The 17162-nt window shown below is 57.7% G+C and carries 13 protein-coding genes and 4 pseudogenes; 10 read left to right on the top strand and 7 right to left on the bottom strand.

What is annotated here, in order from left to right; all coding sequences use genetic code 11:
* Window positions 1-2 precede the first annotated feature (2 nt).
* On the top strand, window positions 3-1766 hold the full coding sequence (locus NLM25_RS09120) for an oleate hydratase (RefSeq protein ID WP_254136696.1): 1764 nt from the start codon (window positions 3-5) through the stop codon (window positions 1764-1766).
* A 396-nt stretch (window positions 1767-2162) separates the two neighbouring features.
* On the opposite strand, the pseudogene NLM25_RS44400 reads toward NLM25_RS09120, so the two are convergent.
* The 6 genes and pseudogenes from NLM25_RS44400 to NLM25_RS09090 form a co-directional block, all read right to left on the bottom strand.
* Window positions 2163-2561, bottom strand: a pseudogene (locus NLM25_RS44400) (transposase); the annotation flags it as partial.
* Window positions 2540-2764 (bottom strand): IS66 family transposase, encoded by a 225-nt coding sequence (locus NLM25_RS09110; RefSeq protein WP_254141139.1) that lies wholly within the window; start codon window positions 2762-2764, stop codon window positions 2540-2542. The gene NLM25_RS09110 and the pseudogene NLM25_RS44400, both read right to left, overlap by 22 nt.
* Window positions 2765-2825: 61 nt before the next feature.
* Window positions 2826-3059 (bottom strand): IS66 family transposase zinc-finger binding domain-containing protein, encoded by a 234-nt coding sequence (locus NLM25_RS09105; RefSeq protein ID WP_256570888.1) that lies wholly within the window; start codon window positions 3057-3059, stop codon window positions 2826-2828.
* Between the two features lie 485 nt (window positions 3060-3544).
* Window positions 3545-3742, bottom strand: a pseudogene (tnpB, locus tag NLM25_RS09100) (IS66 family insertion sequence element accessory protein TnpB); the annotation flags it as partial.
* Window positions 3743-3888: 146 nt separating this feature from the next.
* Window positions 3889-4179, bottom strand: coding sequence for a transposase (locus NLM25_RS09095; RefSeq protein ID WP_254136693.1), 291 nt, complete (start codon window positions 4177-4179; stop codon window positions 3889-3891).
* A 727-nt stretch (window positions 4180-4906) separates the two neighbouring features.
* Complete coding sequence (locus tag NLM25_RS09090; protein WP_256570674.1) at window positions 4907-6340, bottom strand: MATE family efflux transporter; 1434 nt, start codon at window positions 6338-6340, stop codon at window positions 4907-4909.
* Between the two features lie 1727 nt (window positions 6341-8067).
* Here NLM25_RS09090 and NLM25_RS09085 point away from each other — a divergent pair.
* The 9 genes and pseudogenes from NLM25_RS09085 to NLM25_RS09050 all read left to right on the top strand — a co-directional run bounded on the left by NLM25_RS09085 (window position 8068) and on the right by NLM25_RS09050 (window position 15915).
* Entirely contained in the window at window positions 8068-8739 is a 672-nt protein-coding gene (locus NLM25_RS09085) for a response regulator transcription factor (protein WP_254116530.1), read from the top strand.
* 94 nt (window positions 8740-8833) lie between these two features.
* The gene (locus tag NLM25_RS09080) at window positions 8834-9214 is read left to right on the top strand and encodes a response regulator transcription factor (RefSeq protein WP_375167882.1); all 381 of its coding nucleotides are present in this window, start codon (window positions 8834-8836) and stop codon (window positions 9212-9214) included.
* A 637-nt stretch (window positions 9215-9851) separates the two neighbouring features.
* Window positions 9852-10166, top strand: a pseudogene (locus NLM25_RS09075) (transposase); the annotation flags it as partial.
* 1652 nt (window positions 10167-11818) lie between these two features.
* Entirely contained in the window at window positions 11819-12349 is a 531-nt protein-coding gene (locus tag NLM25_RS09070; protein WP_254136691.1) for a VirK family protein, read from the top strand.
* 1198 nt (window positions 12350-13547) lie between these two features.
* Entirely contained in the window at window positions 13548-13676 is a 129-nt protein-coding gene (locus NLM25_RS43880; protein ID WP_256570673.1) for a hypothetical protein, read from the top strand.
* A 99-nt stretch (window positions 13677-13775) separates the two neighbouring features.
* Window positions 13776-14342, top strand: a complete 567-nt coding sequence (locus NLM25_RS09065) for a hypothetical protein (RefSeq protein ID WP_254136690.1) — start codon at window positions 13776-13778, stop codon at window positions 14340-14342.
* Between the two features lie 51 nt (window positions 14343-14393).
* A pseudogene (locus NLM25_RS09060) lies at window positions 14394-14954 on the top strand (S8 family serine peptidase); the annotation flags it as partial.
* A 24-nt stretch (window positions 14955-14978) separates the two neighbouring features.
* Complete coding sequence (locus NLM25_RS09055) at window positions 14979-15503, top strand: S8 family serine peptidase (protein ID WP_254136689.1); 525 nt, start codon at window positions 14979-14981, stop codon at window positions 15501-15503.
* Complete coding sequence (locus tag NLM25_RS09050) at window positions 15454-15915, top strand: hypothetical protein (RefSeq protein ID WP_254136688.1); 462 nt, start codon at window positions 15454-15456, stop codon at window positions 15913-15915. Before NLM25_RS09055 ends, NLM25_RS09050 begins: the two co-directional genes overlap by 50 nt.
* Before the next feature lie 216 nt (window positions 15916-16131).
* Here NLM25_RS09050 and NLM25_RS09045 read toward each other — a convergent pair whose 3' ends face one another.
* Window positions 16132-17145, bottom strand: a complete 1014-nt coding sequence (locus NLM25_RS09045) for an Ldh family oxidoreductase (RefSeq protein ID WP_254136687.1) — start codon at window positions 17143-17145, stop codon at window positions 16132-16134.
* Window positions 17146-17162 lie beyond the last annotated feature (17 nt).

Raw genomic sequence — 17162 nt, 5'->3', positions numbered from 1 at the left:
CCGTGTATTACAGCAGTGGAAACTACGAAGCCTTTGCCCGTCCTCGCAAACCTGATGCTGTCGATAAGAAGACTGCTTGGTTCATCGGTGCTGGTCTGGCGGCGCTTGCCGGTGCGGCATTTCTCATTCGCGACGGGCATATGGCCGCCAACCGAATCACAATTCTCGAACGGTTGATGCTGCCGGGCGGCGCGCTCGATGGGATCAAGCAGCCCGAAAAGGGCTTTGTCATTCGGGGTGGCCGGGAGATGGAAGACCATTACGAATGTCTATGGGATCTGTTCAGGTCGATCCCATCCCTGGAATTGAAAGGCGCCAGCGTGCTCGATGAGTTCTATTGGCTCAACAAGGACGATCCGAACTACTCGTTGCAACGAGCGACGGTGAAGCAGGGGGAGGATGCCCATACCGACGGCCTTTTCAACCTAACCGGGGAGGCGCAACGGGAGTTGATCGCCATCTTTCTTGCTGACCCTCGGCAGATGGAGAACAAGCGCATCGACGAAGTGTTTGGGGAGGCCCTTCTAAGAAGCAATTTCTGGCTTTACTGGCGCACAATGTTCGCGTTTGAAGAATGGCATTCCGCGCTGGAAATGAAGCTGTACCTCCATCGATTCATCCATCACATAGGCGGACTCCCCGATTTCAGGGCACTGAAGTTTACCAAGTATAATCAATATGAATCCCTTGTTCTGCCACTGTGCAACTGGCTGGCCAAGCAGGGCGTCATGTTTCAATTCAGGGTAGAAGTCACCGACGTCGATTTCGAGATCCGGTCCGGATACAAGCAGGCCACGCGCATCAACTACCAGAGGGACGGTGTCAACGGTGGAATCGATCTTTGTGCCGACGATCTCCTCTTTGTGACGATCGGGTCTTTGACCGAGAATTCTGATATCGGCGACCATCAAACCCAGGCAAAGCTCAATGAAGGCCCTGCTCCTGCATGGGACCTCTGGCGACGTATCGCCGCAAAGAGCCCGGCGTTCGGACGCCCGGAGGTTTTCTGCGGCAACATCCAAGCGACCAAGTGGGAATCTGCGACCATCACGACCTTGGACGCGCGCATCCCAAGATATATCCGCAACGTCGCCAAACGCGATCCGTTCAGCGGAAAAGTCGTCACGGGAGGCATCGTTACGGTGAAGGATTCGAGCTGGCTGCTCAGTTGGACCGTGAACCGCCAGCCGCACTTCAAGTGTCAGCCAAAAGACCAAATCATCGTCTGGCTCTATTCTCTCTTTGTCGATAAGCTCGGTGACTTCGTCAAGAAACCGATGCAAGCCTGTACAGGCGCGGAGGTTACGGAGGAATGGCTTTATCACCTTGGTGTGCCCATTACGGACATACCGCAACTTGCCGAGACCGGCGCAAAAGCGGTCCCTGTCATGATGCCCTACGTCACCTCCCTTTTCATGCCGAGGCAGGCGGGCGACCGGCCAGACGTTGTACCAAAAGGAGCTGCCAATTTCGCATTCATCGGACAATTTGCCCAGTCGGCCGAGCGAGATTGTGTATTCACCATCGAGTATTCGGTTCGTACCGCAATGGAGGCTGCCTACACCCTTCTCAACATCGAACGGGGGGTGCCACAGGTCTTCAACTCGACCTACGATGTTCGCAAGATAATTGCCGCCATTGCTCGACTGCGTGACAACAAGGAAATACAGGTTGAAACAGCGTTCCTCCCCAAACTATTGCAGCAGGCGGTTGAGATTCCCGGACTAGCAGAACTGTTTGATGAAGATCATGTGATCTCTAATTGATGACAGAGACGGCGAGCGTTCGGCTTGAAGTCGGCCTTGGATTGTGGACCGGCCGCTTAGGTAGTGCAAATCTGCCGTGCCGTCAGGTCGATGATCTGACCTAGCACGTCCGGGATGCGATTCCAGACTCGCTTTGGAAGAGATCGATGATCGCCAACGTGTCAGCGCCGCTCTCGCGGTAATGCTCATACCAGAGATAGACCGCGCGCGGGTAGGCAGCTGCCAACAGTCGACGACCAGTATTGTGGCGACCCACGCTCGTGATTGCCGCTGATGCGACGCGGAGACCAGACTAACAGACATGGATGGAAGCGGAGCTTGCCAAGGACATTGGCGCACTCTGGGCGCGATTGTGTGAGAGCGACCTAATTTGTATGTAAGCGCTTAGCTGCCACCCTATTGATGCTGGCTTGACGTTTTGCGGGACCGCCATGGCATTGAGTCGTCGATTTTGCTTTGGGGTGGCTGGCGATGATCGCCGTGAGCGTACGGCGATGTAGGCGACCGGGTTGACGTCGTTGAGCTTACAGGTTGCCGCGATGGATGCGAGCAAGGCCCAGTTTTCGGCCCCGACCTCATGACCAGCAAAGAGTACGTTTTTCTGGTCAAGCAGATCGGCCGGATCGCGTTTTCAACCGGATTGGTGTCGAGCTCGAGCCGCCCGTCATCGAGGAAGCGCGTCAGCCCTTGCCAATGATTGAGCGCGTAGCGGATGTCATCAGCGAGCGTCGAGCCGCTGGAGATCATCGACAGCTGTTTCTCGAACCACGGATTCAACGCCTCGACGAGGGCAGCGAGTGTTTCTTGCGTGCGGCCAGCCTAATGTCCCGCGATGAACCGCGTGCCATGGCTTCGGTGCCGTATTGACCACGCCCGGGATCGAGCACCGGCGCCGTAGTTTCATCCATGAACAGGCGATCCGCCGCTGCCAGATGGCGCCGCATGCGATCGGCAACGGGTTGCAGATGGGGGCAGGCGCGGCCTGACCAGTTGCCCAGTGTCGCCCGATCAAGCCGGATCCCCTGGCGCGCATCGATCTCCGTCCTGACGGTAAAACGCTTATGGTCGCAATCTTGGGACGATCACCTGCGCAATCGCCGCTGCGGTCGGTAGTCCGCCAGGCACGACATGCTCCGGCGCTTGCGCCTGCACGACAGGGCCGGAGCAGCGGCGGCAGATGTATTTCGGGCGGCGCGTGACCAGCACGCGCCATTCTGCCGCGATCACGTCATGGCACTTGCTGACGTCCTCGCCGGTCTTCGTCATCGCGCCGCAACCGCACGGACAGAACATGCTCGCAGGCTCGAGGATCCGCTCCACCCGAGGCAAAATGGGCGGGCAAGCAGCCCCGATTGCGATGGCGGTCCTGATCCGATCCAGAAAGCGATCGGCCCGTGATGACCGGCGCAGCCTTCTCCTGGGGCCGCGTCCAGGACGCCTTGCGCGATCTCCACGTCTTCGAGCGGCAAATGATACTTGATTTGGCCGCAGCTTCTCGGAATTCTCTCCGAACTTCTCTCGGTGTAGCTCGCCGAGAATGACCTCCAACGGGCGTCGCGCTTCTCCCGACTTTGCCAGCGCCGCTTGATGTTCGCTCAATGCTGCCTGCGTTTGCGCTAAAGGCGCCCGCAGCTGTTCATTCTCGTCGCGAAGCGTCGCGGTGCTCATGCGCCATGTCGAGCCCATCTGCGCCGCCGGCGGCATGCCCAACTCGGCACAGAGTCATTCTGCCGCACTTAGCCAGCGATCTGTGGATCGCCGCGCTTCCTCCGGGCGGATCAACCGCCAATCCAGGCATTAAACAGCGCGGCGAACATCGCCGGCGATATCCGCATCACGCCGCCCGCAATCTTTGGCCACACGAACTTGCAACCCTCGAGGCGTTTGTGCACCAGCATCAGGCCCGTTCGATCCCACACCATCTTGATCCGGTCCGCCCGTTTCGACCGGAACACGCCGGCTGCACCGCTGAACGGATCGAGACCAGCATCTCCTGCACCTTCGCAGCAAGCCCATCGAGCCGTCGACGGGCCGCGTCGCGATGCAAATCTTCAGTTGGGAGCCGGGGACAATCATCGTGACGCCCGCACCGCGCGGGTCAATCGAGACAGCTGCTCCCCATCTATCGCCCGTCCGTCCGCACGGCGTCACCAATCGCGATCTCGAGCTTGACTGCCGGAGCGTGACGCTCCTCTAACGCCCCCTCCACGACCATCGGCGTGAACGGCGGCTGCGGAGCCTCGCGCGACGGTAATTCGCCGCGCTGTCGGAAGCGCCGTCGCCAATCGTAAATTTGCGAGCGCGTCGCTCCGTGCTTGCGTGCCACCTCCGCCACCTGAGCGCCGGGCAGAAGACTTTCGGCGACGATCCAAGCCCGCTCGGCCTGACCACACGCGACGCTCGGACGATCCATCAAGCACTTCAAGCCGGCTGACTGCTCCAGGCCTAACTGTTGAGCTGTCCAAATAGGCATCTTTTGCCGACCAATCCCGCCCCAAGCCTCCATTCAAGCCGGAGCTTCCTCGCACATCTAACTCAATGCCGGAGCCAGGGTATTGGCTGAGCGCTTACTCTCGTATCCGGCATACGGCAGGCGCTCGAGCCCGGCGCATACGAGGACATAGACAAAGCTTCTCAAATGCCGGGAATGCCGGTCGCTGCGCAATCGGCGCTCTGAGACTGGTGGGACATGGAGGTCTCGGCTTCTTTTCCCGACAATGCTTGTCTCAGGCATTTTGCATGGTTCGAATGCCGCATTCGCGGCGCACTGCCGTCCGGAATGCTGTCGCCTCCCGGTTTGGTCAACGGCGCGGCCGCCGACCGAATCGGGAATAAAGCGCTTCAGGCGAGATTGACCGCAAGAGATCAGATGCCCATAGCGGAGAGACGGCGGCACTCGGTCGCTTCCGCTCCCTGGAGCCAAAACGATCTGGCCGGAAGGGCGGCTTAGTTTTTTCGAGCGCCATTGCCTGATTTGTCGGCCAAATGTATAATGAATGGGTTCGATGCCGCGATAAATGCTGGACCAAATGGATAAGACAAGCCGATACTAGCATGATCTTTCGAACCGGCAGGCTCGCTTAGTAAGGGCATGAGCTAATCTGACTGTTCCAGGAATTCTGGCTGGCCAACAGCCTGACTTACGAGATTGACGGACACCTCTGAACGGCAAACCTGCTCGCGAGCAGCAGAAAACGCAGAACGAGAAGGCCGGCGTAGACGGTGGTCCCAATCGATAATCCAATCCAGATACCAATGGCACCAAGCCCAATCTTTAAGCCAAGCACGTAGCTAAGGGTGAAGCCGATCGGCCAATTGGCTATGCAACCGAACAGAAGCGGGACGCGGGTGTCCTTCAGTCCGCGCAGACCGCCCGCCGCAATGTGTTGCGCGGCGTCACTGATAAAGAAGCTCCCGCCGATCAAAAGTAGATTAGCCGCTAGCTCTGTGGTCGCACTCGCATCGATAGTCGTTTGGTCCAGAAACAGGCCGGCGATTTCAAAGCGCATCGCTACGACCGCGATCGTGAGTATCGCAGCAGCCAGAATGCCCAGCAGTAGAGCGATCAGCCCTGCCCTTTTGACGCCGGGACCGTCACCACGACCGACTGCATGACCGACGCGCACGGCCGCCGCCGTGCTGATGCCTAAGGGAACTACATACAGCATCAAGTCGATCTGAAATGCGATCTGATGGGCAGTGAGTGCGCTGATGCTGACCAGGCCTGCCAATAGCCCCGCAGCCGAAAACAATCCATATTCCAGCAAAACAATAAGCGAGATCGGAAGCCCGGTCACGATCAACCGTCGCATAATGAGCCGATCGAAATGGCACAGTTGCGCAAGCGCATGATAGTCACGGAATGGGCGGCACATTGTGGCGAAGCACAAAACGGCGAGGAACATCGTTAAGTTCACGAAGGAGCTCGCAAGGCCGGCACCGAATAGCCCAAGCGGCGGCAGGCTCATCTTCCCATAGATCAAGACATAAGCCACAAGGGCATTGACGGGGATGGCCCCAAGCGTAATCCACAAAGCCGGCTGCGGTCGGTGGACCGCGGCCATGAAGTTGCGGAAACCCTGAAACAAAAGTGCTGGCAGCGCTCCGAAAGCTAATCCGAAGAGGTATTGCTGCGCGAGCCGCGCCACGTCGGGTGCCTCGCCGAAAGCGAGCAAAATATGCTGTCCGTGCAGGGCAAACGCCACGATGGGAAGCGATAGCAGCAGCGCGGCCCAGAGTCCCATGCGCAGCGTGCGTCTTACCGCGGCAAGGTTCTGCGCCCCGAACGCCTGGGCTGCCAGGGGCGCGATCGGCGCCAGCATACCAACGCCGAGAGTGAAGCCAATAAGATAGATCGACGCACCCAGCGCTGCCGCAGCGAGGGCATCAGGTCCGATGCGCCCGATCAAGGCAAGGTCGGTCGTCATCATCGCGACCTGCCCAAGCTGCGTCAGCACCATCGGCCATGCGAGCTTCGCAAGTTCGGAGAGTTCGACCGCGAGTAGATGGTATTCCCTGCGTGTGGTCAGTTTATGCTGGAAATCTAACGGTGTTTTTTCGACTCGTTTGTCCATAGAAATAACGCTGTCCGGTTTGCTTTGCCGGCCCAACAACCTGTGTTTCACAGAGAGGAGGATTAGCCTCCCTGCTCCGAATTCGCGTTGATCGCCGAAGCGATCTCACATCAGGACTTGCGCAAGACGATGGGGGGCGCCCCGCGTCAACGCGATGCATCTGGCATTAGGCTTCGGCCTACCCGCTGCTCCCCGACTGATGGGAGCAAATCCCTCATCTGCGGTTACGGGCGCTAAAATACCCCGAAGCAACGTTGCACACATAAGGTTGTTAGTATCATCGGTCACCACTGTGAATGTTTGGGCTTTTGTCCTGAACAATTCCTTCTGTTCAAAACTCATGCCAATGCGAAAGAACTTGAGTTAGAAGGCGATTTGCTGAAGCGTCGTGTCGCGGCCTTGACAGCATGTCGCAAATCCAACAGCCGTCATCAGGATGCTTGGTCTCGATTGCAATCGTTTGGGGCAAGCTGTTCAGGAGTTCGACGCATCCCTCTCTCCGGCACCGACCGTTAGAAGGTTGGGCTGCAAAATGTCACCACACTCCTTTCGCAGTTGGCTTGATGCGCCTGCCTTCCTACGTCAGAGCCCAGTACTGCTCAGTGCCAGCGCGTGAGGGCAGTGTCGTCTGAGGGTGAATGGGAGATCAAACGCTTGTTCATTGGATTCTTCGCGGCTGGTCGGAGCCTCGCTTTCTCCCGGCCTTCGAACAGTCGCGGAAAACGACCGCCCGTCATACTCTGCCCTCAAACCACGAAGGAACACACTTCACGTAAGATCGCGGGTCCGCATCTTGCGCGCCTCTGTCTTAAGGCATCCGGCAAGAACGCGGAAAGCCACCTCCCTTAAGGCGTGGAGCTTCAATTCAGTTAAGAGAATGTACCCGAGTGGCGCAAGACGAGGCCAGCAAAGCCATGAGGGATGCAGTCGGAGCCGCGCAGCGTCTTCACAGGAGAGCGGATGATTGATCGCAGTCGTTGTCTTCAAGACGTCCCGCAGGAGGGGCCGTATTCGTCGGCGCGGAGCGCGTTTGACCCCGGCGCGTTCGGCGAGGGACAAATCCTTGTGAGCAAGCGGTCGACGCGAGGCGGGTCGTCTCACGAGAGGTCGCTGCGGCACCAGACCGCACGCGCAGCAAAAAAACGGAAAAGTCAAGCGCGCGAAAGCTGGACTTCCTCTTTAATCTTCGCCAGAGGATCATGAATTCGGACCCGGGAAAGCGCTGTTTCAGTTCCTTTGCTCCGGCCCAGGCCCCGTCTTTGGTCGCGAATTTTGCTTCAATCGGCCATCCACTTCGAGGGAAGTTTTGGAGTGGCTGCTACCACTTCGGCGCGTCGGTCTGATCGTTGACCTGGTCGCCCGGCCCTCGCCCGCGGGCCGAAGACCGACACGTTGCAAAAGCAATGATGCAGCAGTCACTCCTGCTGTCTTCAGAGTGCTGGTCGGAGCCTTCGCGCCACGCAGGCCGCAGGGGTCGCACCTTCGTGCAGTCTTGCAGCGAGACCTTCGTCTACTCAGGGGCCAAGCGGGGCCTGCATCGTCCTTTTGCCGCAAACGAATCGCCCATATAGTTGAAAAATGGGAAGTTCTGCGCTCAAATTAGGAAATTGGGGAGTTCGGCCGCACAGGCAGTTGCGAGCGGCATCAAGACCTTTCTTTGCACTTTCTAACCGGAGATTTGGCGTGACATTTCAGATTATCGTGCGCCTGCATCCAGAGGATGCATCATGAGGGAGCTCTCGCAAGACATGCGATCGCGCACAGGTCCTGATGAAGCGATTGTCTTGGTCGTCGACGACGACGCTTCTATGCGGCAGGCGCTCACAAATCTCTTTGAATCGGTCGGGCTTCAGGTCGAGGCTTTCGGCTCGGCGGCGGAGATTTTGCAAGCCAACCCGCCCAAGGCGGCGAGTTGCCTCGTGCTGGACATCCGTCTGCCGGGATTGAGCGGCCTCGAGCTTCAGTCCGATCTTGCCAAGGCTAATATCCACACACCCATTATCTTTATCACAGGTCACGGCGACATTCCCATGACCGTCCAGGCCATGAAGAGTGGTGCGGTGGACTTCCTGACCAAGCCGGTGCGCGAGCAGGACTTACTCGACGCGGTCCAAGCCGCAATCGAACGAGATCGCAAGCGACGCGATCTCGAGAAAACGGTCTCCGAGTTGCGATCCCGCTTCGAAAGTCTGACGTCGCGCGAGCGCGACATTTTGTCACTTGTCGCATCCGGCCTATTGAACAAGCAAGTGGCGGGCGAGCTTGGCCTTGCGGAAATTACGGTCAAGATCTATCGCGGGCAAGTCATGCGCAAAATGGGCGCGAAATCGTTGGCCGATCTCATAAAAATGAGTGAAGCGCTCGGAATTTCCCGTCCAAAAGGGGACGTACAAACCTAAGTATGATTTTCAATCCTGCGCCGCGCCCCCAACTTAAAATTTGCAGCCGCAACCGCGGCAAGCAGTTCCCCGATCGGCAGCCATCATCTTGTCAATGCCTTCCGTTATCTCGATCGTCGACGACCACCCATCAGTTCGCAACGCAACAAACAACCTTCTGACGTCGTACGGGTACATCGTCCACACCTTTGTCTCCGCTGATGAATTTCTCAACTCGGCGGAATTGCGCGATACTTCCTGCGTGATCACCGATGTCCAGATGCCGTGCATGAACGGACTTGATTTTCTCGGGCATATGCGCAGCCTCGGCCATAACGCGCCTTTCATATTCATCACGGCCTTCCCCAATGAAGCAGTCCGTGCTCGCGCCATCAAGGCGGGTGCGATCAGTTTTCTTGCAAAACCGTTTACCACGCCAACGTTGATCACATGCTTGAAGATTGCGCTGGAGGGACCGAACGGTACATGCGGATAACGGCTCAGCCGCGTCAACCACCATGCCAAGTCCAAGCCTATTTTGAAACCAGCGCCCTGACCACCGCCAGATTTGCGATGACCATCCGGTTGCGCAGCCATCGCGACCAGTGAGATCGGACAAAGATATTGAGCGTATCGCCGACCGAGGGCGAACGAGAGCCCATGGCGCGCCCCAAACTCCCATTTTCTCAGACGATCTCCGCTATCAAGAGTCCAATTTGAGAGGCCCGGATGTACCTCAGCCCGACTAGCCCACGAGGCTTACATCGCATCTCTTGGCTGAGAAACGGAACCGTCTGATCTTGTAAGCAAGCATCAATTGCAAAATCGGAATCGACAATCCAGACGCGGAACGGATTTTGGGCCCTCCACCGAATGGCACGTGGCATCTTCTGTCAAGGTCGAAGGTTCATTAAACCTGTCCGGCAAGAACACATCAGGACGATCCCAGCCAATGAGTATGTACAAACCATCACCGCGCTCCCCTGAGGAATCCTTATTTCGTTGATGAGATGATCCTTTCATAAGCGCCTGCCTTGCATCCACGCGGGAGGATAAAGCCGCAAATTTTCCATCAAGGCTCTTCGAAGCTTGGGGAACGATCAAATTGCGAAAATCAGACTCAGGGTCGGCTGCCGTGGGGCGGCGCTGATCCGCCAGGCGTCGCCTACGTCTACGCTCCCGATCGCAAAGCCGACCGACCGATCGCCCATCTGGCAGGCTTCAAGGGAATCCTGCAGGACGGCTATGCCGGCTACGCCAAGCTCGCCGAGCGGGGCGAGATTGCGCTTGCTTTCTGGGCGCATATGCGGCGTAACTTCTACGAACTCGCTACCCTTGGCCCGGCGCCGATTGCCAGTGAGGCGCTGAAGCACATCGCCGCGCTTTACGCCATCGAGAAGGACATCCGCGGCTGCAGTGCCGAGGAGCGGCGCCTCATCCGACAGCAAAGTCTACTCGGTCCTGTAGTTTCAGGTCGCCTAATTTGCCGCAAAGGACGTCCAATTCCAGTCACCCAATTCATTCCAGAAAAGCCAATGAGCAACCGTGCGGTTAGCAAGCCTCTGAGACGTAACGCAGAGGTCGCTTCCTCACCCTGCCGTCAAGGGGCAGGGCGAGGTCAGCGGTACTGCAGTTTCGGCCCTGTTTAAACCGCAGTAGTGCACCTGGTTTCTTCAAGACGGTTAGGCCGCTCTTGCCGCAACTTTGGCATCCTGCGGAGTGGCTCCAAAACGACCGCCGGTCGAAGAGCCACAAACTTCTTTTGACTTGGTCTTTTCTTCGCTGGGCATCGGCGCGTTCTCGCCCCCAGCCCAGCATCCTGTCGAACTGCTCATGTTCAGCTCCTTCCATTGGCCTCCATTGGCCTAGTGTGTGAACGAGCAAGCGTCGTGCCAGCGCACCTCGCCAGCATAAGGGCGTGATTGCGCTTCGATAGCTCGCAATCGCGGGCGACGTCTTAGATCTCACACTTTGTGCGCCCGTGTCAGACTCCGAACGGAGCTGGTGCAGCCGGCTCCTTGTCGTACAGACGTAAGCCCAGGCTGAATTCCGCTCCGGCCCAAGGCTTTCTTCCCGCCCAAAACTTCGCTCCGGCCCGGGAACAAGAGCTCACAATCTCCTTTTCGAAGAGTTGGCCACCCGATCGCCTGGCCTGTCTGCCCGAGTCCCCTTTTCAAGCAACGATCATGCCATTCAAGGAGACCGCAGCACTGTCGAGCTCGAAGGAGGTCGGCTGACCGGGGCTGGTCGAGTTGGGCGCGTGGGACCAGCAGCAGGATCGATTTTCAATTGGCTGATCGATGCTCGATTCCAGGCGATATCTTTCGCCACATCTGCCCTGTCTCATCCGTTGCTTGCACTCGTTGCCGTCATCTAAGCACGGCACTCATCTTTGCTAGACGGAAAACACAAACGAACTCCCAGCGTACAACTTCACCCTGCGTAGGATTCAAGCCACATCGTAAGCCATGCTGGCATGAGATAGTTGCAGTAGCTGCTGCGTCAGCTTGCTTGCTACATTCAAGTTACATCACCACCCCTCCCGGTGATGTAGGGGCGGACTCGGCGCATCCCCCGATCCAGTCGTCGGTGCCGCCCCGCTCAATCTTAGCGACCGACCATCAGTAGGACGATGCGACACCCGGCCGCCGCGGCTGCGAGGCTCCAGGCGGCATCTTTTGGGTGTACGCATGCGCAACCTATGCTCGTACGATGACCAGCATATCTGTACCGGGCGAAGCGATGGATGAAGTCAGATGGAGCCTTTAGCCACGCGCAGTTTATCCAATTCCGCTGTGCGCGTGTGTGAGTGCGAGACATGAGCCGTGGCGCGGGACGTGCGGACCGATTGCTTACAGGCATTTTTTGGAAGCCCTTCCCGAGACCTGGGCAACTCCGCCTGCATTCATCTCAAGCAACCGGTCTTGTTAGTTTACCAACCGACGATTGACAGCGCGAGCCCGGAAGCAGCAGAGAGGATATCACAAATCCTGACATCACTTCGGAAATCCTTACGTACGAGGTTGTGACGTTAGGTTAGTCTCCCAACCATTTACGAGCAGTTGCGGCACATGCTCTTGTCCAAAACCGAACGTGCCTGATGTCGTCAATCCGCGAACTGGTTGCGAACACGACATCAGGCACGTTCGGTTTGCGCGGCGCGCGATCTTTTGAAGGAGAAGACCGTATGCAGTTCAGTGGCAGACGACTGTCGTTCCTGCTGTCGTCGTTGCTCTTGGCAGCAAGCGCGAGCACGATCGTTAACGCCGATGAGCCCTCACCGAAATATGCCGAGGTGCTCGGCGCCCTGCAGGCCGGCAAGAACGTGAAGCTCATACTGGACCTCAGCCATTGTACCACAATCGACGGCAGCAAGCCCGGGCCGGCCGTGCAGGGCGGATTGGTTCTCAGCGCCTTCAGGGTGAGCGCTCAGCACGGCATCAGCTTCGCCAATGCGCATCAAACCGTGGACACCTCGGGACACCCTGTTACGGAATACATTCGGCACAGTCTGAACCGCGAAGGCAAGCTCACCGTGCGAGCCTCCAGGCTAGCGGCCGGGGCGACCGAAGTCGTGAACCAGGGAGATTTCGTCTGCGAACTGCCGGATGGCGCGAAGTTCGTCTGGTAGTCCCACGAAGAATTCGCATGACCGCGGGTGCGGTTTTGCTATCTCTGATCCCAAAGGCGAATTGGACTTATATAAAAGCCACAGATTGCAGCGATCGTGCGACAGCCGGTTGGCTTCTGTCCGTCTCTTGGGAGTTCGTCGACACGGAAAATTTGCTTCAGATGTTGAAGCGCCATCTTACGGAGGTAGAGCTGCGCGCCGAAATAATTTGTGGCGCGCTTATTTGCGTTATCGCGAGGAGCTGCTAGAAATAATGGCTTGAAGCCCCACTGCCGGAGCGATGGAAGGTCAACGCAGCTCTACGTCGAAAGTCACTCCCCTGGGACTGATGTTGCCGCGCCCGGTTTTTTGCAAGCGCATCGAGTAGTCTTGTTAGCGCAATTACTCATGATACGGGAGTTGCCGGCCGAGGGCGCTGCTACCATTTGTGATTGCTCCAACACACCTGACGCTGCTCGACATCGAGGATTAGTTTTCGGCAGCCCATCGTTTGATCCGACAACAGGAAAGGACAAGGAATTTTCTGCTTTGATCTCAATAGCCCATGGCAATGCCGTCCCGACGGGGGTCAGCTCCACCTCTGAGAAGTCCACGTTTTCGGTCGGTCCATATCGCCTGCGCAGTTCCGAGTGGATTTGGCGCCCGCTTGGGAAGATGGCCCAAGGCAAGAAGTCCCTTAATAACCGCAGCCGGAACTGTTCCTTCGACCTTCCAGCACATAGCTGCGAGCGAAGATCCGCGATTGGTCGATGGCTTCCTGCACTGACATTTTGTGATCGAGTAGCGTTGTCACCATATTTTTCGAAAGGATCGCCCGGCAAGAAGGGTTGCCTGAGTCGAAATGACTCACTCAGGGGCGATAACGGCAGGCGCCTTTGCATAGGCGAACGTGCTGTGTCCGCACGGGCGCGGAAGCGATGAAGTCAGGGAAGGCACGGAACGGTTTCATCAGGATCGATGAGGGTGGAGGGGGAGGACCTCGCAGCCGACGCCACGAGTGACCTCTTAGAACATGCACCTTTGGCGAGTTGCGCGAGGCTGCAACCATTAGTAGTTTGGGAGAGCAAAAAGGTTACTGACCAAACTCATTCGAAGAAGGTCGATGCCTACATCTAGCAACCCCAGGTCCATCCCCTTCCTAGGAGCTCGAAAGCTTGCCTGACCGCTATCGGCGGAAGTGGATGAGCTGCAAGCGCGATTGAGCGCTGAGGAAGCAAAGACGCAAAAGCTTGCCGAAATTGGCCGCAGCTTGGTTGCGGATGCGAAGGCAATCCAGGCAGAACGTGATCACGCGCTGTCGCAACTTGCTGCACTCGGCGAACTGTAATCTTGGAACTAGAAAAGCGAAAGGAAGAGGCGCAAGCTGAAATCACGAAGTTAGACGCGCTTAAGCGAGGAGGAATGGGTTAAAGTTGGTCTCACGGTTTTGGCCAACGAGCCGGGCCAAACGCTCATCCTTTTCGCCGACGACGTTGAACTCAGGGCGTTCCAAGAGAGGGTCACAGCCTATAATGGCGAGAAAGCGGAAAACCAGAAGAACCAACCCTGCGCGGCGCTAAATAAAGCCATTGAAGCCGTCCGGACAATCAACGCAGCGGACCGAATTGGCCCGGTGCTGCGGCGAGAGGGCTATGACAACTCGGACGACATTCCGGAACCGGTTGAATCTTACGATGTCGAGCTTTGGCCCGTTTCCGACTTCACCGCCGATCTGTTTATCCATCGCGTCATCCTAGGTCAGCAAGGAGGAACTCTAGTTAGCTACCGGGGAAACTCTGCGCTTCTGATGCGCGTGCAAGCCTCGGGCCCCTGCATCCGCTCTCTCTTAGAGTTGCCTGAGGTCGCCGCGATTGATCGCCCTCCAACTCCGGACTGGCCCGAGCTTCCCGCCGGCGAGATCGAGCCGAAAGTAGCTGCCGCCGACCGAGACGCTTTGACCATCGCGGTGATCGATAGCGGCCTGACATCCGCTCATCCGTTGATCGCGGGTTAGTGGGTAGCGGCATTTGGCGAGCCGGCAGCCCTAGGCGATAGCGATGAGAAGGGCCACGGCACTCCGGTCTCGGGCATCGCGATCTATAAAAACATTCGCCAGCGGCTGTCAGAGGCACCCTTTCAGCCGAAATTCCGCATCGCCAGCGCACGAGTTGTAAACGCAGAAGGACGCTTCGACGACGAAGAACTCGTTCCAACTCAAATGGAAAACTCCATTCGCAGGCTGCATGATGAGTTCGGCTGTCGTGTTATCAACATATCATTAGGCGGTATCAAGCGCCCGGTAGGTGCGAAGCCCAGCGCATGGGCATCCACTTTGGATTCTCTTGCCCGAGAACTGGACATCCTAATTGTCGTCTCGGCCGGCAACACGTCGGGCGGCGATCTCGCGTCGCTTGGCGACGGTATCGTTGCGACTTATCCGGACTTCCTGCCTAACGACGCAAATCGCATTCTCGAACCATCGAGCGCAGTCAATGTGCTTACGGTCGGATCAATCGCCCATTCAAATGGCCTTTCTGCAATTGATGTAGATAACGTGGGTGTTCGCTCCATCGCCGAACCCTATCAACCATTCACCGTTCACTCGCGCGGGCCCTGGCGCCAATAAGGTTCCTCAAGCCGGACCTGGTTGATGTCGGCGGAACAGCGATCTTCGATGGTCCGACCCAACGTCTTCAAAGTGGGTCTAAGCGAGCCAGCGCGGGTTTCAACGCACCACGAGTATTTACAACAGCTCCTGAAATATCATTCGGGAACCTCGTTCGCCGCTCCGCTCATTAGCTACAAGGCTGCGATGCCATTCGAGAATTTTCCCGACGCATCGGCAAACCTCATAAGAGCGCTACTCGCTTTGAGCGCCGAACATCCCGGCTCTGCCATCGATTGCCTGAGAAATGATGATGACGCAATCTACAACCTTCTAGGTTACGGCCTGCCCGATGTGGCAAGAGCGCTTGAATCCGAAGACAATCATGTGATCATGTTTGCGGAGGACACTCTGGCAGCGGACGAGTTCGCAGTATACGAGGTCCCTACCGCTCTCATCGAGCGACGCTTCGCGGGCAACTTCCGCGTGACGCCGCAGGAACCCCCGCTCGCGCTGATCAGTGTCGACAACGCCCTGGGCCCGTCAGGCAATCGAGGATGCGGGGTTTGAGCGCATCATCGAGGCAGGACTGGGCAAGGGACCGCAGGATTGTCTCGGAATCGACCTGCACACGATTCCGGCCGCGCGCGGCGCAAGCACCATCTGGCAGAGCACCGCCACCGGCGAGGCCGAAATCTCGCAGCCTGCCTATCGCCGGTTGCTCGCGAAACGTGGTGACCAGTGCGGCACCGTTCGCCTTGCGGGCCGAAGCATTGGGGCGCCGTTCGTCGGTGCGGTTGCCGCAACCCTCGTGGTCGCGGAGTTCATGCGCCTTGCGATGGGCGCGCGCCGGTACGAGGTCATCTCGTGCCACTTGCGCGATCTCGGCAACCGTACTGTCATCCAGGGCGCGGCGTGGACACCCTACAATCCTGGCACCGTCGCCCTTGATGGCCTGCCCCCGCGTGCCGAACGCAAATAGCAAACGAAAACATCAACAAACAATGAAGTTCGCTCACCATTGACCACCTTTAACGCCGTTTGTTTACGGGGTTTCGATGGTCAATCGGTGGTCAGTAACGGCTTGCTCATATTGATGAAGAGCCGTCTAACTGCGCCAAAGTCCAAGCGTTATCACGCCCCACGGCTATGCTTCAGCTTCAGAGGAACGTGGTACTGAGCCGCGATCGGAGAAGGTTTAGCGGCCAAGGCGGCCGATAGGAACGCCATCGGCCAAGTTGACCAATTTGGCCAAGTACTCTTGCTCTCCCGGCAGAAAGACCTGCTCCGAGCCAGGCGCCCTTCTTACGCCCTTGATGTCGTCGATGCCCTTCCGCATACGAGCCGCATATGAAGCCGGTTCGTCGAATGCTGCAACGGGCAACACGCCGAACAGATGTCCGCTGTTTTGCGGCTCGCTGGTTTTCTCGTAGAGATCACCCACGTCCCGGCCGAAGAAGGCGCCCGACAGCATGGTGCTTAGAAGCCCGACCGTAAGGGTAAGAGCATATCCCTTCGGACCACCAACCGGAACCACGACTCCCTTCAATGCCTCCGCTGCATTGGTGGTTGGCAGGCCGTCGGGACCAGTGGCCCAACCGACGGGAATAGGTTTTCCCTCTTTGGCGGCAACGATTATCTTGCCTCGCGCAGCTACGCTGCACGCCATGTCCAGAACAATCGGAAAGTCGCCGGGCGCAGGAAAGGCGACGGCTAATGGGTTGTTGCCAAGGACAGCTTCTGCGCCGCCCCAGGGCGCCATGTGATCGATGGCGCCGATCGTGAATACAAGTCCTATCATCCCGTTTCGAGCGGCCATCTCGGCATAGTAGGCGGCTGCTCCGAAATGGTTGCTATTGCGAACAGCGACGAAGACGCAGTTCCCGTCGGACGCTTTCTTGATTGCGACCTCCATTGCACGGACGCCCACGAGATGTCCGAGACCATTGTGGCCATCGACTACGGCAGTCGTGCGCGTTTGGCGTACGGTGATAATGTCCGGCCGGGCATTAGTTCCACCATCTATCAGCCGCTTGATGTAGATAGGGAGGCGGACTACGCCATGGGACCCGACACCTCGAAGATCAGCCGCGATCAAATTGTCAGCGACAATCTTCGCATCATCGCGCGGAACACCAAGCTTAGTCAGTACGCCGATGCAGAAGTCGTTCAGCGCTGGCTCCGGGATTCGGATGAGGTTATTTTCGTCCATCCTATTCAAGCCTCTAC

This window comes from Bradyrhizobium sp. CCGB01, assembly GCF_024199795.1.
Classification (GTDB): domain Bacteria; phylum Pseudomonadota; class Alphaproteobacteria; order Rhizobiales; family Xanthobacteraceae; genus Bradyrhizobium.
This window is presented reverse-complemented; position numbering and strand designations above follow the sequence as displayed.

What these genes read in the sequence shown, in the direction of transcription:
- NLM25_RS09080 (WP_375167882.1), top strand. Translation starts at nt 8,834, where the DNA reads ATGCCTTCCGTTATCTCGATCGTCGACGACCACCCATCAGTTCGCAAC.
- NLM25_RS09085 (WP_254116530.1), top strand. Translation starts at nt 8,068, where the DNA reads ATGAGGGAGCTCTCGCAAGACATGCGATCGCGCACAGGTCCTGATGAA.
- NLM25_RS09090 (WP_256570674.1), bottom strand. Translation starts at nt 6,340, where the DNA reads ATGGACAAACGAGTCGAAAAAACACCGTTAGATTTCCAGCATAAACTG.
- NLM25_RS09045 (WP_254136687.1), bottom strand. Translation starts at nt 17,145, where the DNA reads ATGGACGAAAATAACCTCATCCGAATCCCGGAGCCAGCGCTGAACGAC.
- NLM25_RS09055 (WP_254136689.1), top strand. Translation starts at nt 14,979, where the DNA reads ATGTCGGCGGAACAGCGATCTTCGATGGTCCGACCCAACGTCTTCAAA.
- NLM25_RS09095 (WP_254136693.1), bottom strand. Translation starts at nt 4,179, where the DNA reads ATGGATCGTCCGAGCGTCGCGTGTGGTCAGGCCGAGCGGGCTTGGATC.
- NLM25_RS09070 (WP_254136691.1), top strand. Translation starts at nt 11,819, where the DNA reads ATGTCGTCAATCCGCGAACTGGTTGCGAACACGACATCAGGCACGTTC.
- NLM25_RS09105 (WP_256570888.1), bottom strand. Translation starts at nt 3,059, where the DNA reads ATGTTCTGTCCGTGCGGTTGCGGCGCGATGACGAAGACCGGCGAGGAC.